At 64.2% G+C, this 24,701-nt stretch carries 18 protein-coding genes and 1 pseudogene; 15 read left to right on the top strand and 4 right to left on the bottom strand.

The features are described from left to right. The first annotated feature begins 21 nt into the window (after window positions 1-21). From CSC78_RS01760 to CSC78_RS01740, 5 genes are all read left to right on the top strand, one after another. Window positions 22-645: an energy transducer TonB gene (locus tag CSC78_RS01760; RefSeq protein WP_162336201.1), complete on the top strand. Its 624-nt coding sequence runs from the start codon at window positions 22-24 to the stop codon at window positions 643-645. A 73-nt stretch (window positions 646-718) separates the two neighbouring features. Next, the gene (gene exbB / locus CSC78_RS01755; RefSeq protein ID WP_162336180.1) at window positions 719-1,468 is read left to right on the top strand and encodes a TonB-system energizer ExbB; all 750 of its coding nucleotides are present in this window, start codon (window positions 719-721) and stop codon (window positions 1,466-1,468) included. A 46-nt stretch (window positions 1,469-1,514) separates the two neighbouring features. Next, complete coding sequence (locus CSC78_RS01750; RefSeq protein ID WP_162336179.1) at window positions 1,515-1,940, top strand: ExbD/TolR family protein; 426 nt, start codon at window positions 1,515-1,517, stop codon at window positions 1,938-1,940. A 3-nt stretch (window positions 1,941-1,943) separates the two neighbouring features. Beyond that, window positions 1,944-2,354, top strand: coding sequence for an ExbD/TolR family protein (locus tag CSC78_RS01745; RefSeq protein ID WP_162336178.1), 411 nt, complete (start codon window positions 1,944-1,946; stop codon window positions 2,352-2,354). A gap of 136 nt (window positions 2,355-2,490) precedes the next feature. Then, window positions 2,491-2,889 carry an ExbD/TolR family protein gene (locus tag CSC78_RS01740; RefSeq protein ID WP_162336177.1) on the top strand — a complete coding sequence of 133 codons (399 nt, stop codon included), beginning with the start codon at window positions 2,491-2,493 and terminating at the stop codon, window positions 2,887-2,889. A 33-nt stretch (window positions 2,890-2,922) separates the two neighbouring features. On the opposite strand, the gene CSC78_RS01735 is transcribed toward CSC78_RS01740, so the two are convergent. The 3 genes from CSC78_RS01735 to cls all read right to left on the bottom strand — a co-directional run bounded on the left by CSC78_RS01735 (window position 2,923) and on the right by cls (window position 5,476). Next, complete coding sequence (locus tag CSC78_RS01735; RefSeq protein ID WP_162336176.1) at window positions 2,923-3,696, bottom strand: pyridoxine 5'-phosphate synthase; 774 nt, start codon at window positions 3,694-3,696, stop codon at window positions 2,923-2,925. Further along, complete coding sequence (locus tag CSC78_RS01730) at window positions 3,693-3,956, bottom strand: hypothetical protein (RefSeq protein WP_162336175.1); 264 nt, start codon at window positions 3,954-3,956, stop codon at window positions 3,693-3,695. The genes CSC78_RS01735 and CSC78_RS01730 overlap by 4 nt, the downstream gene beginning before the upstream one ends. 65 nt (window positions 3,957-4,021) lie before the next feature. Continuing rightward, complete coding sequence (cls, locus tag CSC78_RS01725) at window positions 4,022-5,476, bottom strand: cardiolipin synthase (protein WP_162336174.1); 1,455 nt, start codon at window positions 5,474-5,476, stop codon at window positions 4,022-4,024. Between the two features lie 204 nt (window positions 5,477-5,680). Between cls and CSC78_RS01720 the strand changes: the two genes are divergently transcribed. The 8 genes and pseudogenes from CSC78_RS01720 to CSC78_RS01685 all read left to right on the top strand — a co-directional run bounded on the left by CSC78_RS01720 (window position 5,681) and on the right by CSC78_RS01685 (window position 20,831). Next, window positions 5,681-13,513, top strand: a complete 7,833-nt coding sequence (locus CSC78_RS01720; protein WP_162336173.1) for a YadA-like family protein — start codon at window positions 5,681-5,683, stop codon at window positions 13,511-13,513. 4 nt (window positions 13,514-13,517) lie between these two features. After that, window positions 13,518-14,372 (top strand): OmpA family protein, encoded by an 855-nt coding sequence (locus CSC78_RS01715; protein WP_202924095.1) that lies wholly within the window; start codon window positions 13,518-13,520, stop codon window positions 14,370-14,372. Continuing rightward, window positions 14,359-14,835 (top strand): DUF4019 domain-containing protein, encoded by a 477-nt coding sequence (locus CSC78_RS01710; protein WP_238391127.1) that lies wholly within the window; start codon window positions 14,359-14,361, stop codon window positions 14,833-14,835. The genes CSC78_RS01715 and CSC78_RS01710 overlap by 14 nt, the downstream gene beginning before the upstream one ends. Window positions 14,836-14,839: 4 nt before the next feature. Further along, window positions 14,840-15,214, top strand: a complete 375-nt coding sequence (locus CSC78_RS01705; RefSeq protein WP_162336172.1) for a hypothetical protein — start codon at window positions 14,840-14,842, stop codon at window positions 15,212-15,214. Window positions 15,215-15,265: 51 nt separating this feature from the next. Beyond that, window positions 15,266-15,520 (top strand): annotated as a pseudogene (locus tag CSC78_RS01700) (PA0069 family radical SAM protein); the annotation flags it as partial. A gap of 209 nt (window positions 15,521-15,729) precedes the next feature. After that, window positions 15,730-16,965, top strand: a complete 1,236-nt coding sequence (locus CSC78_RS01695; protein WP_162336171.1) for a tyrosine-type recombinase/integrase — start codon at window positions 15,730-15,732, stop codon at window positions 16,963-16,965. 224 nt (window positions 16,966-17,189) lie between these two features. Further along, the gene (locus CSC78_RS01690; RefSeq protein WP_162336170.1) at window positions 17,190-18,776 is read left to right on the top strand and encodes a site-specific integrase; all 1,587 of its coding nucleotides are present in this window, start codon (window positions 17,190-17,192) and stop codon (window positions 18,774-18,776) included. 3 nt (window positions 18,777-18,779) lie between these two features. After that, entirely contained in the window at window positions 18,780-20,831 is a 2,052-nt protein-coding gene (locus CSC78_RS01685; protein ID WP_162336169.1) for a hypothetical protein, read from the top strand. Here the strand turns inward: CSC78_RS01685 and CSC78_RS01680 are convergent. Continuing rightward, window positions 20,812-21,255: a hypothetical protein gene (locus CSC78_RS01680; RefSeq protein ID WP_162336168.1), complete on the bottom strand. Its 444-nt coding sequence runs from the start codon at window positions 21,253-21,255 to the stop codon at window positions 20,812-20,814. The two genes, CSC78_RS01685 and CSC78_RS01680, sit on opposite strands and share 20 nt — an antisense overlap. A gap of 120 nt (window positions 21,256-21,375) precedes the next feature. On the opposite strand from CSC78_RS01680, the gene CSC78_RS01675 reads away from it, so the two are divergent. Continuing rightward, a complete protein-coding gene (locus tag CSC78_RS01675) occupies window positions 21,376-22,476 on the top strand; it encodes a PA0069 family radical SAM protein (protein WP_202924094.1) in 1,101 nt (366 codons plus the stop codon). A gap of 171 nt (window positions 22,477-22,647) precedes the next feature. Next, window positions 22,648-24,678 (top strand): hypothetical protein, encoded by a 2,031-nt coding sequence (locus CSC78_RS01670; RefSeq protein WP_162336167.1) that lies wholly within the window; start codon window positions 22,648-22,650, stop codon window positions 24,676-24,678. Window positions 24,679-24,701 lie beyond the last annotated feature (23 nt).

The raw sequence follows: 24,701 nt of genomic DNA, 5'->3' as shown, positions 1-24,701 counted from the left end.
CCGAACAGTGAAGAGGACGCCATACTCAACTGGCCCCGGTGTCTGGGTTTTGCCTTCGTGATCGCGCGCCGCGCGCAAGCGCTGCATGCGCTGCTGATCCCTGGGGTCGCCCCGCCTGCGGAAAAGGAAAAGGACCGCCGGACGTCGGTCTCCATCGTTGACCCACCGCCTCCGCCGCCGCCCCCGCCGCCGCCGCCGCCGCCGCAGGACACGCCGCCGCCGCCGGTCAAGAATCTGGCGCCGCCCAAGACCACGCCGCTGCCGCCGCCGCCTGAAGCGCCGCCGGTCGATGTCGCCGAGCCGCGACCGACCGACATCGTGACCCCGCCGTCGCCTCCGGCACCGCCGGCTCCGACGCCGGACATCGGCGCCAGCGTGGACATCTCGTCGAAGAACATGAACCCCCCGCGCTACCCGCCCGCCGCTGCGCGTGCCGGCATCGAGGGCACGGTCATCCTGATCATCGACGTCGATGCCAACGGAAACGTCACCAACGTGTCCGTCGAGAAGTCCAGCCGCAACCGCGATCTCGATCGCGCCGCCATGGACGCCGCGCGCAAGTGGCGCTTCAACGCTTCCGTCGTCAATGGTCAGAAGGCGGCAGGCCGCGTCCGCGTGCCGGTCGACTTCAACATGGGCGGCTGATGCCATCCGGCATCGACAGATTCCAACGTAACCCGCAACACCCTCAATCAACACTTATATAAAGGTAAGCGTCATGCTGCAGGAAACCCTTTTCGCCGCCGCCGCCGGGGGCACCAACGCCGCGAATGCCCTGTCGCAGATGGGCTTCGAGCACATGATCTCCGAGATGGTCAGCAAGCCCGGCGAGTTCATCGTCTCCTGGGTCGTGCTGCTCACCCTGGTCATCATGTCGGCGATGTCCTGGTACTGGACCGTCATCAATGTGCTGCGCAGCACCCGCCTGAAGGGCCAGGCCGACCGCGTTACCAGCGCTTTCTGGGAAACCCCGAACGCGCAGGACGCCATCCGCCTGATGGAAGAGCAGCCGAAGAACGAGCCGTTCTCGAAGATCGCCCTCGACGCCGCCCAGGCCGCAGCCCACCATCAGCGTTCGGAAGGTTCGGGTGAGACCCTGAGCCGCTCGGAGTTCGTGGACCGCGCCCTGCGCCAGGCCGTGACCCGCGAGAGCACCAACCTGCAGGGCGGCATGACGCTGCTCGCCACCGTCGGTGCGACCGCGCCGTTCGTGGGTCTGCTGGGTACGGTGTGGGGCATCTACGGCGCCCTGATCCGCATCGGTGCGACCGGCCAGGCCTCGATCGACGCCGTCGCCGGCCCGGTGGGTGAGGCGCTGATCATGACCGCCATCGGTCTGTTCGTCGCCATCCCGGCGGTGTTCGCCTACAACTTCTTCAGCAAGACGAACGCGGCCGTCATCGCCAAGTTCGACACGTTCGCGCACGACCTGCACGACTTCTTCGCCACCGGCTCGCGCGTTCGCTGAGCCGGCGGTACAAGCAGTCAACGCAACGTACTAGACGGAGCCCGTCATGGCTTTCAGTAGTGGTAATAGCGGTGGCCCGATGGCCGAGATCAACGTCACGCCCCTCGTGGACGTGATGTTGGTGCTGCTGATCATCTTCATCATCACGGCGCCGCTGATGTCGCACAAGGTGAAGATCGATCTGCCCGAAACCCCCCAGATCGCGAAAGAAGATCCGGATGGTCCCAAGACCCCGCCGATCACCATCTCCGTCAAGGAGAATGGTGACCTGTACTGGGGCGACGAGCCGGTCAGCAAGGAAATCCTCGAGTCGCGCCTGTCCAGTGCAGCCCAGCTGCAGCCGCAGCCGAAGCTCAACCTGCGTGGCGACAAGACGACCAAGATGGGCGTCATCGCCGAGGTCACCAAGATCGCGCAGGGCCAGGGCATGCTGGACATCGGCTACGTGGCCACGAAAGAGAAGGGGCAGTAAGCCATGGCATTCAGCAGTGGTGGTAGCAAGGGCCCCATGGCCGACATCAACGTCACGCCCCTCGTGGACGTGATGCTGGTGCTCCTGATCATCTTCATCGTGACCGCCCCGATCATGACGTACCCGATCGAAGTGGCCCTGCCGCAGCGCGTGATCAACCCACCGCCGCAGGTCAAGGAACCGCCTCCGCCGATCGAACTCAAGATCAACGCCGATGGCACGGTCTACTGGAACAGCAGTCCGGTGAACGTGGCCGATCTGCAGGAGCGGATGCAGAACGAAGTGCAGCGCGATCCGACCAACCAGCCGGAATTGCGCATCGAGGCGAACTCGGAAGCGCATTACGAAGTGATGGCCAAGGTACTGGCCGCCGCCAAGAACGCGCAGATGTTGAAGATCGGTTTCGTGCAGTAATCCTGACGCGCAACACGCCTTCGAACGCCGCCCTCCGGGGCGGCGTTTTTGTTTGCGGGCCGACCCTCTCCCTCTTGCGGCACACCCGGCACGGGCGTAGCGTCCGGCTTACGGTCCCGACAGAAGGAGGTGTGCCATGGTGTTCTCCGCTCCTGCAAGCCGTTCCGAACTGGCCGAGATCAACATCACGCCGCTGGTTGACGTGATGCTGGTCCTGCTGGTGATCTTCATGGTCACCGCGCCCGTGCTGTCCCGCCCCATCGAAACGATGCTCCCGCAAGCCGTGCCGCCGGTGAAGCCTGTCGAGCCCCCCAACGACCTGGTGCTCCGGGTCGACCTGTCGGGCACCTACACCCTGGACGATCGTCCGGTCACGCTGGCCGAGCTGCGCACGCGGCTGGAAGATGCCCACATCACGGATCCGCGCACCGTCCTGCACGTCGAAGCGTCGGATGGCACCGACTACCAGCAGGTCGTGAGCGCGCTGGCCCAGGCGGAGGCCAGTGGCGTCAGCAACATCGTGATGAGGAACTGAGGCGTTTTCGCGGGCCCGGGACGACCGGTCAGGTCAGTCCCGGCGCCCGGAGGCGGGCCGGCCGTCCAAGATGCCGAGGTACCGGCGGACGGTGGTGTCCAGTCCGGCGTACAGGGCTTCGCCGATGAGTGCATGGCCGATCGAAACTTCCAGCACGTCGGGCACGTTGGCGAGGAACTCCGCCAGGTTGTCCTGGCTGAGATCGTGGCCGGCGTTCACCCCGAGGCCAAGCGCCTGGGCTTCGCGCGCAGTCCGGCGGCATAGCGCCAGCGCGTCGCCCGCGTCTCCGACCAATGCGGCGTCGGCGAACGGGCCGGTGTAGATCTCGATACGGTCGGCACCGATGTGCGCGGCCTGCTCCAGTCCCGTGCATCCGGCATCGACGAACAGGCTGACGCGGCACCCCATCGCCTTGAGCCCCGCCACCAGCGGCCGCAGGCGTTCGGTATCGCGGGAGAAATCGAAGCCGTGGTCGGAGGTGATCTGGCCGTCCCCATCGGGCACCAGCGTCGCCTGTGCCGGGCGAACCTCGTCGCAGAGCGCCAGGAAGCCCGGATATCCCGCACGCGCCGGCGCGAAAGGATTGCCTTCGACATTGAGTTCGGCGCCCTGGGCGCGCGTCAGCGAGGACAACGCACGGACGTCGTCGGGCCTGATGTGCCGGAGATCCGGTCGCGGGTGCACCGTGATGCCATGCGCACCCGCGGACAGGCAGGCGCGTGCCGCGCGCACCACGTCCGGCTCGGTGCCGCCGCGGGAATTCCTCAGCACCGCGATCTTGTTGACGTTGACGCTGAGCAGGGTCACGGAGCCGGCGGCTCCGTCGGTGGTGGCGTCGCGGTGCGACGTGCTTCGGCCAGCTCGCGCAGGCGCCTGAGTTCGGCGGGGTCGATCATCATCGAGGGATCGCGGCTGGTCTCGCCCAGGCGGCGCGCGTGCCGCCCCATGATCCAGGCGACGAACAGGCCCAGCGACGCCAGCAGCAGCAGGACCATCAACGGCATCGATGTCGTGCGCAGCGCCATGAACAGGCAGCCGATCGCCATCAACAGGAAAAGCCAGTGCATCGTCCACCCTCCGGGCCTGGTGGGCGCATCTTACCGCTTCCGTCCGGGCTCACGCTGGCGGCGCTTCACAGCAGGGGCGACATCAGCCGCGCCAATGCTTCGGGCAGACGGTGGCGCCAGAGCGAGCGGTGCCGCTGGAGCCGGACGGGTTCACTGGCGGCGATCTCGCTCTCCAGCCACTGCGCCAGCGCGCCGGCGACACCGCGATCGCGGAACATCATGGAGATCTCGAAGTTCAACCGGAAGCTGCGGTGGTCGAAGTTGGCGCTGCCGATGATGGCCAGTGCGTCGTCGCACAGCAGCGCCTTGCTGTGCATCATCCGCGGCCCGTACTCGTACACCTTCACGCCTGCCGCCAGCAGCTCTTCGAAGTAGGAGCGGGCCGCCAGCGTGACCAGGCGGGAGTCGCTCACCTTGGGCACCACCAGGCGCACGTCGAGCCCGCCGAGCGCCGCCGACGTCAACGCCATCCGCGCCGCTTCGCCAGGCACGAAGTACGGCGTCACCAGCCATACGCGTTGCCGCGCCTCGTGGATCGCGGCGACCTTCGCGCGATGGATCGGCTCCCAGGCGGAGTCCGGTCCCGAGACCAGCGCCTGCACGGCGATGCCGCCCCGCACGTTCGCATCGCTCGCACTCCACAGGCGCGTGCCGTGGAAATCCTTGCGCTGCTGCCCGGTTGCGTAGACCCAGTCCTCGACGAACACCTGCTGGATGCTGCGCACGATCTCGCCTTCCAGGCGCAGGTGCAGGTCGCGAAACGCGTCGTCGCGCAGCGATTCGTCCTCGTCGTCGGTGACATTGATGCCGCCGGTGAAGGCGATGCACCCGTCGACCACGACGATCTTGCGATGCGTGCGCAGGTTCAGCCATGGCCGGGTGAAAGGCCGGAATCGCGTCGGATGGAACCAGGCGTGCTCGCCACCCGCCTCGATCAATGCGCGCAGCGCGCGGCTCTTCAGGCGGTTCGAACCGACGGCATCCAGCAGCAGGCGGACCTTGACGCCCTCGCGCGCTTTCCGTGTGAGCGCTTCGAGAATGCGCTGGCCGGTGCGGTCGCCGTTGAAGATGTAGTACTCGAGGTGGATGTGGTTTTCCGCGGCGGCGATGGCGTCCAGGATGGCCTGGTACGTGGCGCAGCCGTCCACCAGCTGCTGCACGGACGTCGCCGAGGAAGGCGGCAGTCCCGTCGTCTTCTGCGCCAGCATCGGCAACTCGGCGCTGTTGCCGTCGGCCGGCGCGAACACCTCGTAGCTCTCCACGCCCTCGCGTGAGCGCGTGCGCCTCAACTGGTGCCGCTTGATGCGCTGCGGACCGAGCAGGAAATAGATCAGGTAGCCGACATAGGGCAGCAGTGCCAGCGACAGCAACCAGCTGAGCGTGGCGACCGGCTCGCGCTTCTGCAGGACGATCCAGGCGCACAGCGGTACCAGGTACAGCAGCCAGGCCAGGGTGATCCACCAGCCAAGGTGGGGAAGCGAGGACCAGGCCTCGCGCAGCGCGTTGAGGAATTCCGACATGTGCGGATTCTAGTGGCCGGTCCCTGCCCTCGCGTCGGGTGCCCGTTGCACCGGCCTGAGCGGAGGGAGGGGCTCCTGCCCAGCCCCCGATGTCCTGTGCCCCGCGCTTGTCACGAATACGATCAAAAACGGGCGCTTTACGAGACATCCATCACAAATTTTCGCGTGTCGGCAAGACGCGGAGATACAAGCAAGGGGGAATGCATGAACAGGATCTTTCGCAAGGTCTGGCGTCCGACGCTGGGCCGGTGGGTGGTGGCATCCGAGTTCGCCAAGCGGCCTGGAGGCGTGGGGCCGGTCCGCATGGCGTTGGCGGGAGACCGCACGCACGTCAATGCCGTCGCCGCCGCGGTGCTGCTGGCGCTTGGCGCGTGTCCGGACCGCGCGCTGGCGCTGGATGCCGTGTGCCGGGATCCGGCGACCGGTGTCGCTGTCGGCAATGCCAGTGCGGCGGGCGACCAGGTCGCGTGTGGCCAGGGCGCGGTGGCGGGGGGCACGAGCGCGGTCGCGATCGGCATCGACGTGCTCGCGGGCACCTCATCGTCCGTGGCGATCGGCGACCGCGCCCAGGCCACCGGTTTGAGCGCCACCGCCATCGGCCTGCAGGCCGTGGCGACCGGCCGCTACAGCGTGGCGCTGGGCGCCGGCGCCGATGCCCTGGGCGAGCTGGCCTACGCCATGGGCAACGAGGCGCGCGCGAATGCGCGCGATGTCGCCATTGGCGCAGGTGCGCTGTCCTCGTCGAGCGGCAGCGCGAACGGGTCGGTGGAATCGGTCGCGATCGGCTCGCAAGCGGGCATGAATGCCACCAACGTCGCACGCTCCACCTTCGTCGGTGCCAATGCGGGCGCAACGAGCGTTGGCGCGGAGAATACCTATGTCGGCTACCAGGCCGGCGCCGAAACCAACGGCACCCGCAACGCCTATGCCGGCTACAACACGGGTCTGACGAGCCAGGGCAGCTTCAACGTGGCCGCTGGCAACTACGCCTTTGCGGCGGCCAACGGCAGTTTCAACGTAGCCCAGGGCGCAGGCGCGGGCGCGCTCGTGACGGGCAGCCACAACGTGGCCATCGGCGACCATGCCGGAACGCGGGCGCAGCTCGATGCCAACGGCAATCCGGTCGGGATGACGGCGTCGTCCTACAGCCATTCGGTCAACATCGGCAGCAATACGCAAGCGCTGGCCGACGAGGCGGTGGCGATCGGCCGCGCCAGCACCGTCGCCTCGCAGCAGGGCACGGCCGTCGGCGCCTCCAGCCAGGCGGCCGGTCTCGGCGGCACGGCGTTGGGCTTCGGCAGCAGTGCGGCGGGGACATACAGCGTCGCCGTCGGCGACAGCACGGCCGGTGCCGCCAACAGCGTCGCCGTGGGCCGCAACGCATCGGCTTCGGCCACCGACGCCACCGCGATCAGTGGCGCCGATGCACCGGCCGACGCGGCGCGCGCGCAAGGTGCGCGCTCCACCGCGCTGGGCTGGGGCGCCACGGCGGCCGCAACCGGCAGCATCTCGGTGGGCGACAGCAGCGCGAATACGCAGAACACCATCGCGATCGGCACGGGCGCCACGGCAACCGGGACCGGCGCCATCGAAGGCGCAGTGGCGATCGGCTACAACGCCCGTGCCACGCAGTACCTGAGTCTCGCTCTCGGCACGCGATCCACCGCGTCCAACTACTGGGCCATCGCCATCGGCGACCTGTCGACGGCATCGGGCTCCGACAGCCTGGCCGTGGGCAGCAGTGCGCTGGCCTCCGGCGCGGCCTCGACCGCCGTCGGTGTGCTGGCTACCGCGGCGGAGGAAAGCGCGGTGGCGATCGGTGGGGGTTCGCGCGCGATCGGCGAGCAATCCATCGCCATCGGCGGCGGCGACTACGCCACCACGAGCATGAGTGATGGCGCGAGCGCGAGTGGCGACCGCGCCATTTCGATCGGCTATCGCGCCATCGCGAGCGTCGACGACGGCGTGGCATTGGGCAGCCGCTCCGTGGCCACTACGGCGGCGGGCACCGCGGGCTACGATCCGCGTACCGGCCTGGCTTCGGACGACACATCCGCCACCTGGACCAGCACGCTGGCGGCGGTCAGCGTGGGTGGCGCCGGCCAGACGCGGCAGATCACCAACGTCGCCGCGGGCATGGACGACACCGATGCGGTGAACGTGGCGCAGTTGCAAGCGGCGCAGACGCACTACTACAGCGTCAACGACGGCGGCGTGGTGGGTGGCAACTACAACAACGACGGTGCGACCGGCATCAATGCGCTGGCCGCAGGCGTTGACGCCAGTGCCTCGGGCGCACGCAGCGTCGCGATCGGCTACAACGCCATGGCGACGGGGGTCGGGACGGCCGCGATCGGCAACGGGGCCGGCAGGGGTTCGACGGGAACGCACAACGCGCTGTTCGGCGAGGATGCCGGCGCGCAATCCACGGGCAACCAGAACGCCTATGTCGGGTTTGGCGCGGGTGCATTCGCAGGGGGCGACAACAACGCCACGCTGGGCGCTGGTGCGGGTTCGGCAACCCAGGGCAATGCCAATGTGGCGGTCGGATACCTTGCAGGGCTCTTGACGACGGGCAATGCGAACGTGGCCACCGGCAGCGGTGCAGGCTATTACACGACGGGTGACTACAACGTCGCCTCGGGCGCGTCCGCGGGCGCGGGAACCACGGGCAACGACAACGTGGCCATTGGTCGTGCCGCGGGCACCGGCTACTTCATGGATCCTGATACGGGCGAGATCGTCGATCGCGATGGCAATCCTGTTGCCGGATCGCCGGTGGCGCGCAACCAGACCGTGGCCATCGGCAACTGGGCGGTCGTCGGCGCCGATGACGCGGTCGCGGTGGGCGCGGAGGCGCAGGCCCTGGCAGGACGCAGTGTCGCCATGGGCACCGGGGCGATCGTGTCTGCCGAAGACAGCGTGGCACTGGGCGCAAACAGTATGGCCGATGGCAGCACGCTGGCCGACGCGGCCTACTCGCCCACGGGCAACGCGGCGGACATTGCCGGCGTGACGCCGATCGGCGAAGTCTCCGTGGGGTCTTCAGGCAGCGAACGCCGGATCACCAATGTCGCGGCAGGTGCGAACGCCACCGATGCGGTCAACGTGTCGCAGCTGCAGGCGGCGCAGGCGCACTACTACAGCGTCAACGACAACGGCGTGGTCGGTGGAAACTACGCCAACGATGGTGCCACCGGCACAAACGCGCTGGCGGCAGGCGTCAACGCGGCGGCATCCAGCGCCAACGGCCTGGCCATGGGGGCTGGCGCACAGGCCACCAACGGATCGGGCAATGTCGCCCTCGGCAATGGCGCACTGAGTTCGGCAACGGCCTCGGGTGTCGGCGATGCGATTGCTATCGGCACCAGTGCCCGCAGTACGCGCGAAGGCGCGGTCGCACTGGGCCGTGAATCCAGCGCTGTGGGCGTGCAGAGCATTGCGCTGGGTGATGGTGCCATTGCCGGAGGGTCTGGTGCGGCAGGGGGCGGCAATGCGATCGCCATCGGCACCGATGCGTCGGCCGTCGAAGCGAATGCCATCGCGCTGGGACGGGGGGCGAGCGTGGGCGCAGGCGTGATCGACGGCGCTGCGTTCGGACGCAACGCGGTGGTCACTGCAAATACCGGCGTGGCCCTGGGCTATGGTTCGAGGGCGACCGTCGCCGCCGGCGTGGCCGGTTACGATCCCGCCACCGGAGCCGCTTCCACGGCCTCCACGCCCACCTGGCGGAGCACGCTGGGTGCGGTCAGCGTGGGCAACGGCACCAGCGCGACGCGCCAGATCACGGGTGTGGCCGCCGGCGCGGCGCCCACCGATGCGGTGAACGTGGCGCAGTTGACCGCGGTGCAGGGGTTGGCGACCGCCGGCTGGAACATGACCGATGCCGACGGCAACACGGCGAACATCGGCCCGAACGGAACGGTGACGTTCCAGGGCGATGCCAACCTGGCGGTGACGCAGACCGGCGTGGACGACGACGGCGTGGTGGAGATCGCACTCAACCGCGACCTCGACGTGGACAGCGTGACCGCCGGCGACACCTTCCTCGACACCAGTGGGGTGGCGATCGGTACGGACGTGGTGCTGGGCAACACCGGCTTGGTCATCGACGGCGGCCCGAGCGTGACCACGGCGGGCATCGATGCCGGCGGCACGGCGATCACCAACGTCGCCGCTGGCACGGCACCGACCGACGCGGTGAACGTGTCGCAGCTGCAGGCGACGCAGACGCATTACTTCAGCGTGAACTCCAGCGCGACGGGTGCCGGCAGCAACCATGCCAATGATGGTGCGACGGCAGTGAATGCCCTGGCGGCAGGGGCGTTTGCCTCCGCCAACGGCGTTGGGGCCACTGCGCTGGGCTATGGCAGCACGGCGCTCGGGATCGGCAGCGTGTCGATTGGCGAAAGCCGGGCATCAAGCGCCGGCGATGTCGCGATCGGACGCAACGCACAAACCCTGATGGGAAGCCCCGGCGCAAGCGCCATCGCGATTGGCGATGGTGCGTCCACCCAAGGCGGCACGGCCATCGGTATGGGGGCGTTTGCAGGCTCCAATGGCAATGTCGCCATCGGCACCAACGCCAATGCCGCGCCATTCTGGGCGATGGCCATCGGCGAGAATGCGATGGCCTCTTCGTACTACGCGTTCGCGTCCGGCTATGAAAGCCAGGCGACGGGACAGGCCTCCACGGCACTGGGCTACGGCGCGAACGCTTCGGGCATTTATGCAACCGCCTTGGGTGGCGGAAGCACGGCATCCGCCGACCGCTCTGTCGCGCTGGGCTCGGCTTCCGTTGCGGATCGTCAGGCCGGGGTCGCCGGGTACGATCCGGCCACGGGAGCGGCGTCGACGAGCGGGAATGCGGTCTGGACGAGTTCACGCGGGGCGGTGTCGGTGGGTAATGCCGCGGCCGGCGTCACCCGGCAGATCACCGGTGTGGCGGCGGGCTCGGAGGATGCCGATGCGGTGAACGTGGCGCAATTGCGCGCCGTTTCCACGGCCGCCAACGCCGGCTGGAACGTGACCGATGCCGACGGCAACGCGGCCAACATCGGCCCGAACGGAACGGTGACGTTCCAGGGCGATGCCAACCTGGCGGTGACGCAGACCGGCGCGGACGATGACGGCGTGGTCGAGATCGCACTCAACCGCGACCTCGACGTGGACAGCGTGACCGCCGGCGACAGCACGCTCGATACCGATGGCCTGACCGTCGATGACGGCGCGGGCAACGTAAGCACGGTGGGCGCGGGCACGATCGGCGTGACCGATGCGAACGGCACGACGGCCATCGGCGGCAATGCGATCTCGGTGGGCGGCGCGAACCCGATCGTGATCAGCGGCGACACCGGCACCATCGGCGGCCTGACCAACACGACGTGGGATCCGGACAACTTCACCAGCGGCCAGGCGGCGACCGAAGACCAGCTTGCCCTGGTAGGCAGCGCCGCCAACGCCGGCTGGAACGCGACCGACGCTGCTGGCAACACGGCCAACATCGGCCCGAACGGGACGGTCACGTTCGAAAGCGGCGACGCGAACATCGTGGTGTCGCAGACGGGCGTGGACGACGACGGCGTGGTGGATATCACGCTGAGCAATACCCTGGACCTGACCGCGGCGGGCAGCGTGACCATCGGCGACACCGCGATGAACGGTGCGGGCGTGGCGGTGGGTACGACCGTGACCCTGGGCAACGCCGGCCTCAGCGTGATCGGCGGCACGACAACGACCGTGGTCAATGGCGATGGACTCACCAGTGGCTCGGTCGTCGTGAGCGGCGTAAGCAATGACGTCACCGGCCTGTCGAACACCACGCTGACCGACCCGACCTTCGCCACCGAGGGACGCGCAGCGACGGAAGAGCAGCTGCAACGGGTTGACCAGGTGGCCAACGCCGGCTGGAACGCGACCGACGCTGCCGGCAACACGGCCAACATCGGCCCCGGCGGCACGGTGCGGTTCCAGGGCGACGCCAACCTCGCCGTGTCCCAGACCGGCGCCGACGATGACGGTGTCGTCGAGATCGCGCTCAACCGCGACCTCGACGTGGACAGCGTGACGGCCGGCAACACCGTGGTCGACGACAGTGGCCTGACCATCACGGGTGGACCCAGCGTGACCACCGCCGGCATCGATGCGGGCGGCACGGTCATCACCAACGTGGCGGCCGGCGTGGCGGCGACCGACGCGGTCAATGTCAGCCAGCTGACGGCGGTGGAAACGGTAGCCAACGCCGGCTGGAACGCGACCGACGCTGCCGGCAACACCGCCAACATCGGTCCGGACGGACGGGTTCGTTTCGAAAGCGGCAACGCGAACATCGCGGTGTCGCAGACCGGCGTGGACGACGACGGCGTGGTGGACGTCACCCTGAGCGACACGCTGGACCTGAGCGCCAGCGGCAGCGTCACCACCGGCCAGACGGTGCTGAACAGTGCGGGCGTCACCGTGGGCACCAACGTGGCCCTGGGCAGTGGTGGCCTGACCGTCATCGGCGGTACCACGACCACCGTGGTGTCCGGCAGCGGGTTGACCAGCGGCAACGTGGTGTTGAGCGGTACCAGCAACACCCTGGCCGGGCTGTCGAACAGGACGCTGTTCGATCCGACCTTCGCCACGGCGGGGCGTGCCGCAACGGAAGAACAGTTGCGCCAGGTGCGCAACGAGATCACCAGCGGGTTCACGCCACCGACGCGCTACTACGGCGTCAATTCGCTGGGCGGCGGCAACCAGCTGGGCGAGGGCGCCACCGGCGAAGACGCGATGGCGCTGGGCAAGGATGCCACCTCCGACGGCCAGGACGCGGTCGCGATGGGCCGTGGCGCACGCGCGACCGAGGACGACAGCATGGCGCTCGGTGCCGGCTCCCAGGCCCTCTCGCTGAATGCGCTCGCCCTCGGCGCGGGCGCAGTGGCCTCGCACGAGAACAGCATCGCGCTGGGCGCCGGGTCGGCGACCACGGTCGGTGCGCGCGCCGACTACCAGGGTGCCTATGTCGGCAGCAGCAGCTCCAGCGGCGAGATGAACATCGGCGGGCGCCAGCTCACCGGGGTCGCTGCGGGTTCCGCCGCGACCGACGCAGTGAACGTCAGCCAGCTGCAGGGCGGCGTCACCCATGCGATCAACGAGGCGAATGCCTACACCGATGCCCGCATCGCCACCATCGAAGGCGACCTGGTCGACATCCGCGGCGACATCACGGACATCCAGGGCGACATCGTGCGCATCGAGGGCGACATCACCAACCTGGACACGCGCGTGGGCGATGTCGAGGGCAGCGTGGCCAATCTCACCACCACGGTGAACCAGTTCGACAACCGGGTGACGAACCTCGAACGCGGCGGCAGCGGTCCATTCCGGATCACGCAGGGAGAAACCTACGTGGCGCCCGCGCCGACCGGTGCGAACGCCAGCGCGGGCGGCAATGGCGCGGTGGCCAGCGGCGACAACAGCACGGCGGTCGGCAACCAGTCGGTGGCCAGCGGCGACAACAGCACGGCGATCGGGCAGGGCGCCGTCGCCAGCCACGACAACAGCGTCGCGCTCGGCCGCGGCTCGGCCACCACGGTGGGCGCACAGCGCGGCTACAACGCCGCCTACGTGGGCACCAGCACGTCCACCGGCGAGGTGAACCTCGGCGGCCGCACGATCAGCGGCGTGGCGCCCGGCATCGCCGGCACCGATGCGGTGAACGTCAACCAGCTCGATGCCGGCGTGGACTACGCGATCAACCAGGCCAACGCCTACACGGACGACCGCTTCACCCGGTTCGACGGCGACATGTGGAACCTCGAACGCGGCTATCGCGGCGGCACCGCATCGGCGATGGCGATGGCCGGCCTGCCGCAGGCCTACCTGCCCGGCAAGAGCATGCTGTCGGTCGCGTTCGGTGGTTACCAGGGCGAATACGGCATGGCGTTCGGCCTGTCGACGATCACCGACAACGGTCGCTGGGTCTACAAGGCACAGGCCACCGGCAACACCACGCGCGACTGGGGTTTCTCGGTCGGCGCCGGCCTGCAGTGGTGATCGCATGACCCGCCCCTTCCGCTCTTCAAGGAGTCCGCTGATGTTCCTGTCGTCCAAGCGCTGGCCCGCGGTGCCGCTGTGGATCGCCTGCGCCGCGGGGCTGGCGCTGAGCGCGTGCGGCACGCGCCATGTCAGCCGCGACCTTTCGCCTGCAGGCGCCGCGGGCGAGATCGTGTTTCCCGATCCGGCCGACGTGCTGCTCGATGACGGGACGTTCCCCAACCGCGACAACCTGCGCGCCATCGGTGCCGGGGTCACCAAGCCGCAGTTGTACGATCTGCTGGGGCGTCCGCACTTCCGCGAAGGCCTGCGCGCGCGCGAGTGGGACTACCTGTTCCACTTCCGCACGGCGCAGGGCGTGACCACCTGCCAGTACAAGGTCGTGTTCGACCGCGACTACACGGGGCGAAGCTTCCACTGGTCGCCCGCCGCATGCGCCGCGCTGCTGGACGTACCTGCCGCCGCGCCGGCGGCAGCGACCAGCCGGTTCGAACTGTCGGGCGATGCGTTGTTCGCCTTCGATCGCCACGCCGTCGAAGACCTGCTGCCCGGCGGGCGCGAGCAGATCGCGGCGATCGCCGCCGAACTGAACGACAGCGATGTCGCATCGGTGCAGGTAATCGGACATACCGACCTGCTCGGCAGCGACGCCTACAACCGCACGCTTTCCCAGCAACGTGCGCTCTCGGTGCGCCGCCTGCTGATCGAACAGGGCATCGCGCCGGCCATGGTCACCGCGTTGGGCGCAGGCATGTCGCAACCGCTGAAGACCTGCGACACCGCGCTTCCACTGCCTGCCAGGATCGCCTGCGAGCAACCGAACCGGCGCGTGGAGGTACTGGCCCATGGCACGCGTTGAGCGCTTCGGGGCATGCTTGATCGCCATGCTGCTGGCGACGGTGCCGGTCAGTGTCGCCCGTGCGCAGTCGCCATCCCCGTCGGCGACGCCGGCGATCGCCGCGCGCGTGCTCGCGCCCGGCGCGGCACTCGATGCCGCCGTCCAGGCCGCCACGCTGGTCGACGCCGGCCGGGCCGGTGAGCTGTGGGATGGCGCGTCGCCGGTCGCCAAGCGCGCCGTCACGCGCGAGGCCTTCATCGCGGGCATCACGGCCGCGCGCCAGCGACACGGCACGCTGGCCGACCGCCAGTGGCTGTCGGTGAGCCGCCAGTTCCACGATGGCAAGCAGGGCGCCCCCGCAGGCCACTACGTCAGTGTCGAACTGCTCGCACGGGCCAGCGGCGGCCGGTCGGTACGCGAACTGGTATCGCTGCGCATCGACGAGGACGGCACTGCGCGCCTGAGCGGCTATGTGGTGGAGTGACGGCATGTCGTCCCGGCAACGCGCCCTGCTCGCCTCCGCCGCGTTGCTCGCCCTCGTCGTCGGGCGGCCGGCCTGGGCGCAAAACACGGCGGATGCTGCGTCCTCCCCGGGAGCCTCGCTGTACGCGGTCAATGCCGCCGCGCTGGCCACGGCCATGACCTACTGCACGAGGGTGCACGGACCGCTGCGCGTCGGTTCGCGCGGCGAGACCTGCTTCCGCGAGGCGCGCAACCTGCTGGCACGCTACGGCCTGAAGGAGCGCGCGGCGCGTATCGATGGCAACTGCATCGATCGCACGCAGTTCAACACCTGCATCACCCCGGAAATCGGCCGGCTGGTGATGGAACTGAACGCCCACTTCGACGAACGCCGCCCGTAGGCGGGTGCGGGGATCTCCAGCGCTGCGACGCCGCCGTCGTAAGGTGCGCCGATGCGCGCGCCGAAACATCCGGGCATCAAGGGACGAGGCTCCACCGGCTACCTGCCGGGCCGCTTCGCCGTGACCACGCCGGAAGCCATCGACGATGGCTGGCACGAGGCCGACACCGAGGGCGACGTCACGTCCACGCCACACACCCGGGTGATCGAGGAAGTCGCGCGCAGCATCATCACCCGCAACCAGTCGCCGGACATTCCGTTCGACCAGTCGCTCAACCCCTACCGCGGCTGCGAGCACGGTATGGTTCTCTACTGAACTGTTCAGTCGATACTGTATTGAATAGTCAATACAGTATGGGATAAACAGTATCTATTGACAGAAAATAACTGAACAAATAGCTTCCCGCCCTGCTTCTCGTTCGAACGTGTTCACCTCGCAGCTTTGGAGCTTTGCTGCGAATTGCACCCGACAACGAGCTGTGATTTTTCTATCACGGTCGTAATCAGGGACATCACTTGGACATCTACCAACCGAAGGTCATCAAGGCCATTCCCGTTAAAGGAAAAGGCCAAGCAGCCCAGCTGCTCGGAAAGTCCACGAGCCTACCCGCGGGCTTTCACTTCATAGTCGACCGCCGAACTCTTGAGCCCATACAAGACGCGTTTGACTTCCTGCTGGCCGAAAGCGTCAGCCCCATTGGCAAGCCACAGCTCCGCAATCAGGAGAACACCAGCAAGGCCAATGCTGAAGATCTCGTGGACCTGCTTCTCTACGCCAACAGCATTCGCGTTCCTCTTACGGACTTCACAGAGGAACTGATCCAGGGCTACGCCGACAGCATGTCGGAAACCATCAGTCCTCAAACCCAGAAGGTCTACTCCGACGCGACCATCCTCAAGCGCGTGTCAACTGCGAAGAGATCCTTGGAGTACCTCCAGAACCAAGGAAGATTGAAGAACCGCATCGATGTGCGACGCGTCCTAGTCAAGGGCGAACCCAAGCTTGTGTTTGCTCCTCGCGTGAAGCTGCCCAAGGCACCCGCCGTCGATGCCTTGGTGAAGCACATTCCGCCGGCGCTGATTGAAGAAATGGCGGCGATCTTGGGCCGCATGCCGAGCGAAGAGGGAAATGGACTGAGTAGGGACAGGCTTCTTTTTACCTATCTCGCCAACACGGGTTGTCGAATCAGCGAAGGTCTTGCCGGCAGCTGCAGTGACCTTCCCCTTTGGCAGATTGGAAAGCAGGATCCGCTCACGGCTTGCTTCATCAAGGTCAAAGCAAAGGGCGGCCATCAGCGCAACGTACGGCTGCCGATCTGGTTGCTGGAAGAGCTAGATCTCTACATCAAGAACGAGCGAGCGGCAGCCGTCGCCAATCTATCGCCGGATCAAGCTCACGACAGGATATTCGTGAATCACGAGCATGCCCATCGCGCTGCGGGTTCTCCTCTGTCTGCCGCAAACTTCAGAAAGATCTTTCGACGCGCAGCCCTAAAGGCGGCAGAGCGGGTGGGCAGCCAAACTGTCCCGAGTCCGCACAGCTGCAGGCATTCGTTTGCCTTGTTCAACTACGCGGCGGAAAAGCTCAACGGCAATCCGGATCCCGGCAAGACGGTCCAGGCATTGCTTGGTCACCGAGACAAGACAACCACAGACAAGATCTACCTGAATGCAAGCGTCGTGCTCGAAGAGGCGCTCTCCGAGGCAGACCAAAGCCACCTCACGAAACTCCTTAGCGAGCGTGGACTGTGAGGAAGAACAGGTTCGACAACACCTCGGGAGGCAATGAGGGTGGCCAAGGCGAATCCCCGGAAGAGGGGAAGCTCAAAGTCACCTTCACTCGCCATCTGCGACGCGGAAAGATGCATCTAAGGTCCGAGAATCCCAACCCTGAGGATGACAGGTGGTATCTGCTTGATCCTTGGTTGAGCTTGCCTGCGCTCGGCGACCAACTCACCGAGGCCACGATTGCCGTGATGTCCAGCGAGAAACAGACAACGCGGACCGCAACGCATCGTGACCTGCGCTACGGCTTCATCTCATTTCTCAACGAGGTGAAGCCCAATGCGGAACTCAAGGATCTCTGCGCAGAGCTGTTTCGCGATTTCGTGACTTGGCTTGATGCACCCGGCTCCGACGGAAAGCCAAAGCGCAGCTACTTCGACAAGTTGCACAAACTGAGCGCGCTCAAGAAGCTGGTCGGGCGCCTCTCTCCTACGCTCTCCGAACTTGGAGTAGATCATGAGATTCCGGTGAACTCATGGTCGGGGCAACACACACAGCGGGGTAAGGGCAAAGAGACCATTCCCTTGGAGCAGTTCGTGGACCTGCTCGCGGCCGCCATCGCTGCCTACGAGGAGCAGGTCAAGGAGATCGATCGCCTACTCACAAAGGTGGACAAGAAGCTCGCCTCGCTTCTCGATACAGGGCAGGTGGATTTCCATACGGTCGAAGGGCTGTGCGCCGTGATTATCGAGCGTTATGACGGCATGCTTCCCGAGAGGGAGTGGTTGAAGAAGACGGACTACAAGCTATTCGAAGCGATTGAAGGTCTTGGCTATACGGGCTTCGCGCGCATCATCAATCCTCAGGTGAATGACCTCATTCCGGCATTCATCATTCTGCAGTGCTTCACGCACTGGAACGAGCAGCCGTTGTGCTGCCTGAGGATTACCGACATCGACAAGAAGGCCGGAGTTCTTCACAACAAGTACAAGCTCTCCTCGTACAAAGTACGTGCAAAGAAGATGGTCTTCCGATCCTTTGCAAAGGGCGATGAGGTCTTCAATCCATGCAATGTCGTAGAGTTTATTGAGCGTTGGACAAAGCACATGCGAAGGTCTGCTCCGAAGCGTATCAAGCAGGACTTCTTCCTCTACGTAAGCAAGTTCAAGAACAGGAAGGTAGGTGCGGTCAGATCGCTGGCCCAACCATTGGGAGGACTGTACTCCCTGTCACTGGGCCGCAAGCTCAAGTTCTTCCAGGAACGTGGACTTGAGCCGGCGGGTGCCAATGCGTTGAGGCAAGCTGGTTCTGACTACCTGAGGGACCTTCTGAAGGATTCAGAGAAGGTAAGGATCTTGCTTGGCCACAGCAGTGTGACTACGACGGACGGGAACTACCGATCGAGTGAGGCGCAGCGCCGTGACGAAGTGGCCTTGGCCGGTGCCATGGCGATGAAGGAGCGCCATCAGGACAGCGCCGGCAAGATCGACCCACGAGGCCACTATGAAGATCGCTCTGCCGCTACACCTGGTTACGACTGCCTGGATCCGTTTCAGAGTCCAGTTGTTGGGCAAGTTCATGGCCGCATGTGCACCGCCTATGGGCTCTGTCCGGCATGCCCGACAAAAGTGATGCGGCTGCATGACGTCTTCTGGGCCCGGCGGATCCAGCTCCAGCAGAGGTACAAGCAGGCCGCATTGGCAATGGGCTCCGCCCGCTTCAATCAACGCTACGGTCCGGCAGCAGAGGCACTCAACACATCGTTGATGCGGCTCACCGACTCCGACTTGGCCCGCATCGGCCGCCTCAACCTAAACCCAATCCCCGAGCTGGAGTGAGCTATGGCTAAGAAGGCTGAGAACAATTCATACCTGAAGTTCGCTGGAGTCGACTTCGACGCAGACACATGGGTGATCAAGAACGAAACGCCAGGCCAGGTGAAGACATACGCGACAATTCAGTGGGCGAAACCACTGAGCAACGGAGAGTCACTCACCAACCCACAGCATAGGGCGCTCCTATTTTCCCTCAAGTGCTTTGTCTGGTCGCTGGTGTATGACCCCCAGGAGTCAGAGGCAAAGTCCGCAGGAGGGGTCGCGGCGACTGTCATTGCGCTAGGTGATCTGGCGACGTTTCTCACCAGTCAAGGTATTGAGGATCTGGACGAGATCACCACGCAGGACACATGGGCGTTCGCTGCGGAGGTAGTGGAGCTTCACCAAGAGGATCGCAAGCCCGCAGGTTTGCCAGGTCTTTCGCGCAAACCTACACATGGCGGCGTGATTCCATCCGTCAACATTCTCACTCAGATCTACAGGCAGCGACGGGCTATTGCGAAGCTGGGCGGCAAGGTATTTAAGTTGCCTCCTTACGACGGCGTCAAACCTTTCAGTGTTGTAACAAAGGATCTGGGCCTCAAGCGAGGATCCGACACCATTCCTCCGCTTCCCGATCAGGTGGCCATTCCGATCCTCAATACAGCGATCAGAATGATCGATGAGTCTTCCGATGGTCTCATGTCGGCGATGGAAGCACTGTTAGGGATTCGCGGATTCGCGAAGGACTGGGAGCAGATTAGGCCGGTAGATCGGATGGCCTTGTATGCCAAGCTCAACGAGCTCGCAACAACGTTGAGCGTGCCGATGCCCAATGGTGCTGGAGCCGAGTTCCCTTTGAGCCAGCAAGTAACAAAGCTGGATGCAGACGGTCGTGAGTTTGTCCTTGATAGTCCGCTAGTGGTCCTTAGGTACTTGCTGACATCGTGCGTAGCGGCATGTTCTATCGTTCTTCAGGCAGGGACAGGCCTGAGGAGCCATGAACTCTTGAGCCTCAAAGCGCTACCCGTCAAGGACGACGGTTGGCCATCCTGTCTCTCAAAGAGAGTGAGCCGCGATGGAATGATCGAGCTGTTTTACGTGGAAGCAATCACGTCAAAGCGCGGAAAGCCACGTACGGCCGAATGGATTGTGGGCGCACGCCCTGCGGGCTCGAACTACCTTCCACCCACGGTACGCGCGATTCTCGCGGTGACGCGACTTCTGGCAACGTTCAGGGAGCTAGGTGAGATCAGTGACCTGTTTGTCGTACTGAAAACTAACGGTGGACTGCCTGCCGTAGGGACTTCAGTTAGGCCCATGACCAACGGATACCTCGCACGGTTTCAACGCGCCTTCGTTCTCAACTGGGTGGATCTCAGCGCGCTGAGCTCGCCGGACCACGAAGCTTACAAGCAAGGCAGACTCAGGCCCCACCAGTGGCGTCCGACCTTCGCCACGTTTGTCTTTCGCACTAATCCCACGATGCTCAAGGCCATCAGTGAGCATTTCAAGCACGTGAGTGATGCGATTACCTCCAAATACTACATCGGCAATGACCCGACATTTCTGGCCGCCTGTGACGATGCGCAGACGATGGCGGCGGTCCAGGTTCTACGATCAATCACCTTCAAAGGCGCGCCTGTGGTAGGCGGCTTTTCTCGTTACGTCGATGAGATGAGGAAAGAGCTCAAGCTTCATCTGGTGGATGAGCAAGCTAAGTTCGACGAGCAGGGGGCCCTTCGTTATGTGAGCGAAGAGGAGATTGTGATCTGGAACACGTCATATGGGAGGTGCTGGTCGTCGCAGCTGCCGACCAAGAGTCTATGCAATCAACGGGCAGGAGCCTCGGTCTTGGCATCGACCAGCCCGAATCTGGCCATTGCCCATGTCGAACTTTGTGCCGGCTGCAGTTGCCTTGAGATCAGTACCGAACACGCGGCGTACTGGATTGAGAGGCGCGATCAGAATGCCCTTCTCATGAAGCAGGCGAAGGATGCTAACGATTTGACAACGCTCGCAATCGTTCAAAGGAGACAAAGACAGGCAGAAGCCATGGTCAAGCATTTGGCTTCTTAGGGGGCCGTGCACGAAAGTTGACTCCCATCCGCTTGACGGTCGGATCGTCACCCAAATCGACCAGTCGCGCCTTGGCGCGATCGAGCTCAGTTCGCAACGAAGCGCACACTGTGATCAGCTGGGTCTGTGTGCTCTTCAGCTCAGCAATCTCTCGCCTAAGTGCGCGGACGACTTCAGCCGCCGGAGAAGCCTTCTTGGCTTTGAGGATTGCGTTGCGGACCTTGGGATAAGCACAGTCGACGTGCCCGATCAGCGTGCGGCTGACACCGGCTTCCAGGGCGACGTTGGAGAAGGAGACCAGGCCGTAGGGCTTGCCGGCAGCCTGCCGCTTTTCAAGCTTCGCCCGAACCTTAGGATGGGTCGGAGAGCCCTTTATCAGTCTCTGCAGGGCCTGAGATAGCTTCTTCTCGGTCGGATCGCTCACACGTAGTCGGACCTGGCGGGCCAAGGCGCATCATCCCACGCGCACCTAACTGGGGCCCATTAAAGGGATCACCCATCCATCCTCTGTTAGTATTAATGCTAACAGAGGACGGAGCTTGCCGTGACTTGGGACAGTGAGGAGTCCAACGCCCTGAGGCCGACTGCTCCCTTAAAGGGCAGGGGCGCTGCGTCCTACGTCACCGGACGCTTTGCAACGACCGCGGCGGTGGGGGTGGACGATGGCTGGGCTTCGGTCTACGAGGACCCGCCAGGGCGTCCGCAGACGACGGTGACCGAGGAGCGGGCTAGAACCATCATCAGCCGGAACGATTCGCCTGACATTGGCTTTTCCCAATCGGTGAACCCCTACAAAGGCTGTGAGCACGGGTGCGTTTACTGCTTTGCCCGTCCGTCCCATGCGTACCTGGATCTTTCCCCAGGCTTGGACTTCGAGACCAAGATCTTCGCCAAGCCCAACGCGGCCGAACTCCTTCGGGCCGAGCTGTCCAAGCGGTCCTACCAATGCTCCCCGATCGCCCTGGGCATTAACACCGATGCTTATCAGCCGACAGAGCGTCGCTACGGCATTTCTAGGGCGTGTCTGGAGTTGCTAGCGGAAACCAAGCACCCGGTCAGCGTGGTCACTAAGTCGGCGCTGGTTGAGCGCGACCTGGACATCTATCAAGAAATGGCAAAGGAAGGCCTGGTGTCGGTGCATTTCTCGGTCACCACGCTCGACAACCATCTCTCGGCCAAGATGGAGCCGCGGGCCGCCGCCCCTCATGCCCGGCTACGCGCCATGAAAGCGCTCAGCAGCGCTGGCGTGCCGGTAGGCGTGCTGGTCGCCCCGGTAATCCCCATGATCAACGACCATGAGCTGGAGCAGATCCTCCAAGCAGCGCGAGAGCAGGGCGCACAATCTGCTGGCTTCGTTCTGCTGCGGCTGCCGCATGAATTGACTCAGATCTGGCGGGAGTGGCTTGAGCTTCACTATCCGGATAGGGCCAACCACGTCATGAGCTTGATCCAGCAGATGCGTGGAGGGAAGGACTACGACAGCCGTTTTGGTGCTCGCATGCGAGGGGAGGGACCTTTCGCCCAGCTGCTGCAGATACGGTTTGAGAAGGCCCATCGCAATCTTGGCTATGGTCGAATGCCTAGTCTTGATTGCACAAGATTCGTGGCGCCCCGCCTGATAGGGTCCCAAGGCGAACTCTTCTGAGTGGTTGAAGCAATCTGGCGAGGTGATAGCGAACCGATTGAGGCAGCCAGAACAGCTAGCTCAGGAAGATCTCGTGCCTCTACGCTACAACCTACTCGCCTGTCGCGTCAGTCGACCGGGGTAAGAACGAAGCTCTGCTGTGTGCTATCCACAACTCTAAGGAAAGATTAGATGGGGACGTTCACGAACCGGGTCCGCGAGGAGAAGACATCAGGTCCAAATCTTCGCAGCTTCAGCTTGCAGAAGTGGGAACAGGACTTTGCCGAGCACGGCTCAGACGAAGAAGATAGAGAACTGTTCCTTGCTGGTCAGCTGATCCAAAGCAAGTTAGACGCAGTAAGAGGAGTCCTGAAATTCTCTTCTGACGACGCAATCAGCGCGACCACAAAGCTGCGTTCGTTTGCGTCCATGGTCAACTACAACTTCATGGTGACTCTCGATAAGACCGATCGGGCGCACAAGGCTAAGCTTGCCGAAGCAACAGAACCGGTCACGGCTGAGGAAGCTGCGGCAGTCAAGATCGAGGCAGCCGGCGGCCATGAATGGTCACCACAAGAGATCATTGAGTCACTCGTAGATGGAATCGAGATCCCCGCAAGACTCCTCCTAATGAAGAACCCCGACCTTGCAGGGAATCCGCGCATGCAGGGTGTGAACTGGAACGAGGTTGCGAAGGAGCTGAGTCTTGGGCTGATGTATCGCTTCACGGAGGACCTCTGGGATGAGACCTTGTGGAATGGATACAGGGTAGTTGATGGTGGCCGAACCAAGATCTTCGTCCCAACTGATCTAGATTACATCAGTGGCTTCCGGGCAGGCGTTGAGAGACGACATTCTCTTACAAGAGCGTTCGCCTTAGTTGGGGCGCAGGCCCATCGTGATCTAGTGAAGCTAGGCTTTCCCTTCAGGCTGCACGACATCAACGCAATCGAACGGAGAGGAAAGCGCCAAGTTATTAAAGTTGAGAGGTCGCCAAAAGAATCTTCGCTCATGCGCGACATCATGTCGTTGAGGGCGATGGCGAGCGAGCCGTACTACGACGATCTGTTGAACGAGCCGCAGCCTGGTTTGGCTGGGCTTACGATCTCCTCTCTGCTTGATGCATGGACAGTGCTTTCCCGAACATCACAGATCCTTGAAGATGGAGTGAGGCAGCGACATAAGAACAAGCCGTGGGATGGAAGACCGGCACACGTATGGTTCCCTGAGTACGCTCCGGTGCTGCAGATTGGGGCCCTGGAAGCGGCCATCTCGGCTGCTGCGGGCGTAAGTGTTCACATGAGTCGTCAGCTGGTTGATTTCTTTATCTTCCGCGGCAACAAAGGCCAGGAAGTGTGGTCGCAACCATTGCTCCCTGCGGGCCCTAGTACAGTCATGCCGCTGTTTGCCGCCACCAATTCACCAAACCTAAGAAGATTGGTGGATGTCTGGATGAGACAAGCCAAAATCGACCTTGGCAGGCGAGGCCCGGCATTCGAAAATTACCTTCGTGACCTCGTGCTTGAGGCGCTGAGCGAATCTACGGTGCTTCGGGGCGCTCGCTGCGTCGATCGGTCTTTCACATTCAAACCTCAAGGCGGGCAAGGCGAGGAGATCGACCTGCTATTTGTGATTGGCAATACCGTGTTCATCGCCGAAGCCAAGTGCATCGTGGAGCCCACCGATGCCAGGAGCATGGCCTTCCATAAGAAGACAGTGCACGGTGCGGCCAGCCAAGCTGCACGCAAAGCCCAAGCGATCTCAGAGAATCGAGCAGAGTTCGTTCTTGCCATGGCGAATGCGCAGATCCATGTGACGGAGGACTTCAAGGTCGTTCCGCTGGTGGTTGTGAGCACAACGACACACGTAGGTGTGCCGGTCAATGACATTCCCGTCATCGACAGCCTGATTCTCAATCGGTTTCTGATAGGAGAGCTGGAGGACGTAGCCGTCGACTTGGGTGATCTGTCAGTGCACAAGCGCGTCAAGACAGTGCTGTACACGGCTGCTCAAGAGGCAGAGGATAGGGCGAGCCGATACTTCAGTTCACCGCCCCAACTGGATCGTTTCTTCAAGGGCATTCGTGAACGTTCCGTTCCCATCTTCGCTGCAACGGATGACGACTGGGATGGGCGTCTAGTGACCTTGGAGTGCGTCCCCGCGGGGGGCTTGCCACTTACATTTGATGTGGGAGACGAGCGCTCACCACCCCTGGTGCAGTGAGGCGATTCCTATCCGCGTCAGTC

Source organism: Pseudoxanthomonas japonensis (genome assembly GCF_010093445.1).
In the GTDB taxonomy this organism is placed as follows: Bacteria; Pseudomonadota; Gammaproteobacteria; order Xanthomonadales; family Xanthomonadaceae; genus Pseudoxanthomonas_A; species Pseudoxanthomonas_A japonensis.
Note: the sequence above shows the minus strand (reverse complement) of the source record. Positions and strands in the feature narration are given on the sequence as shown.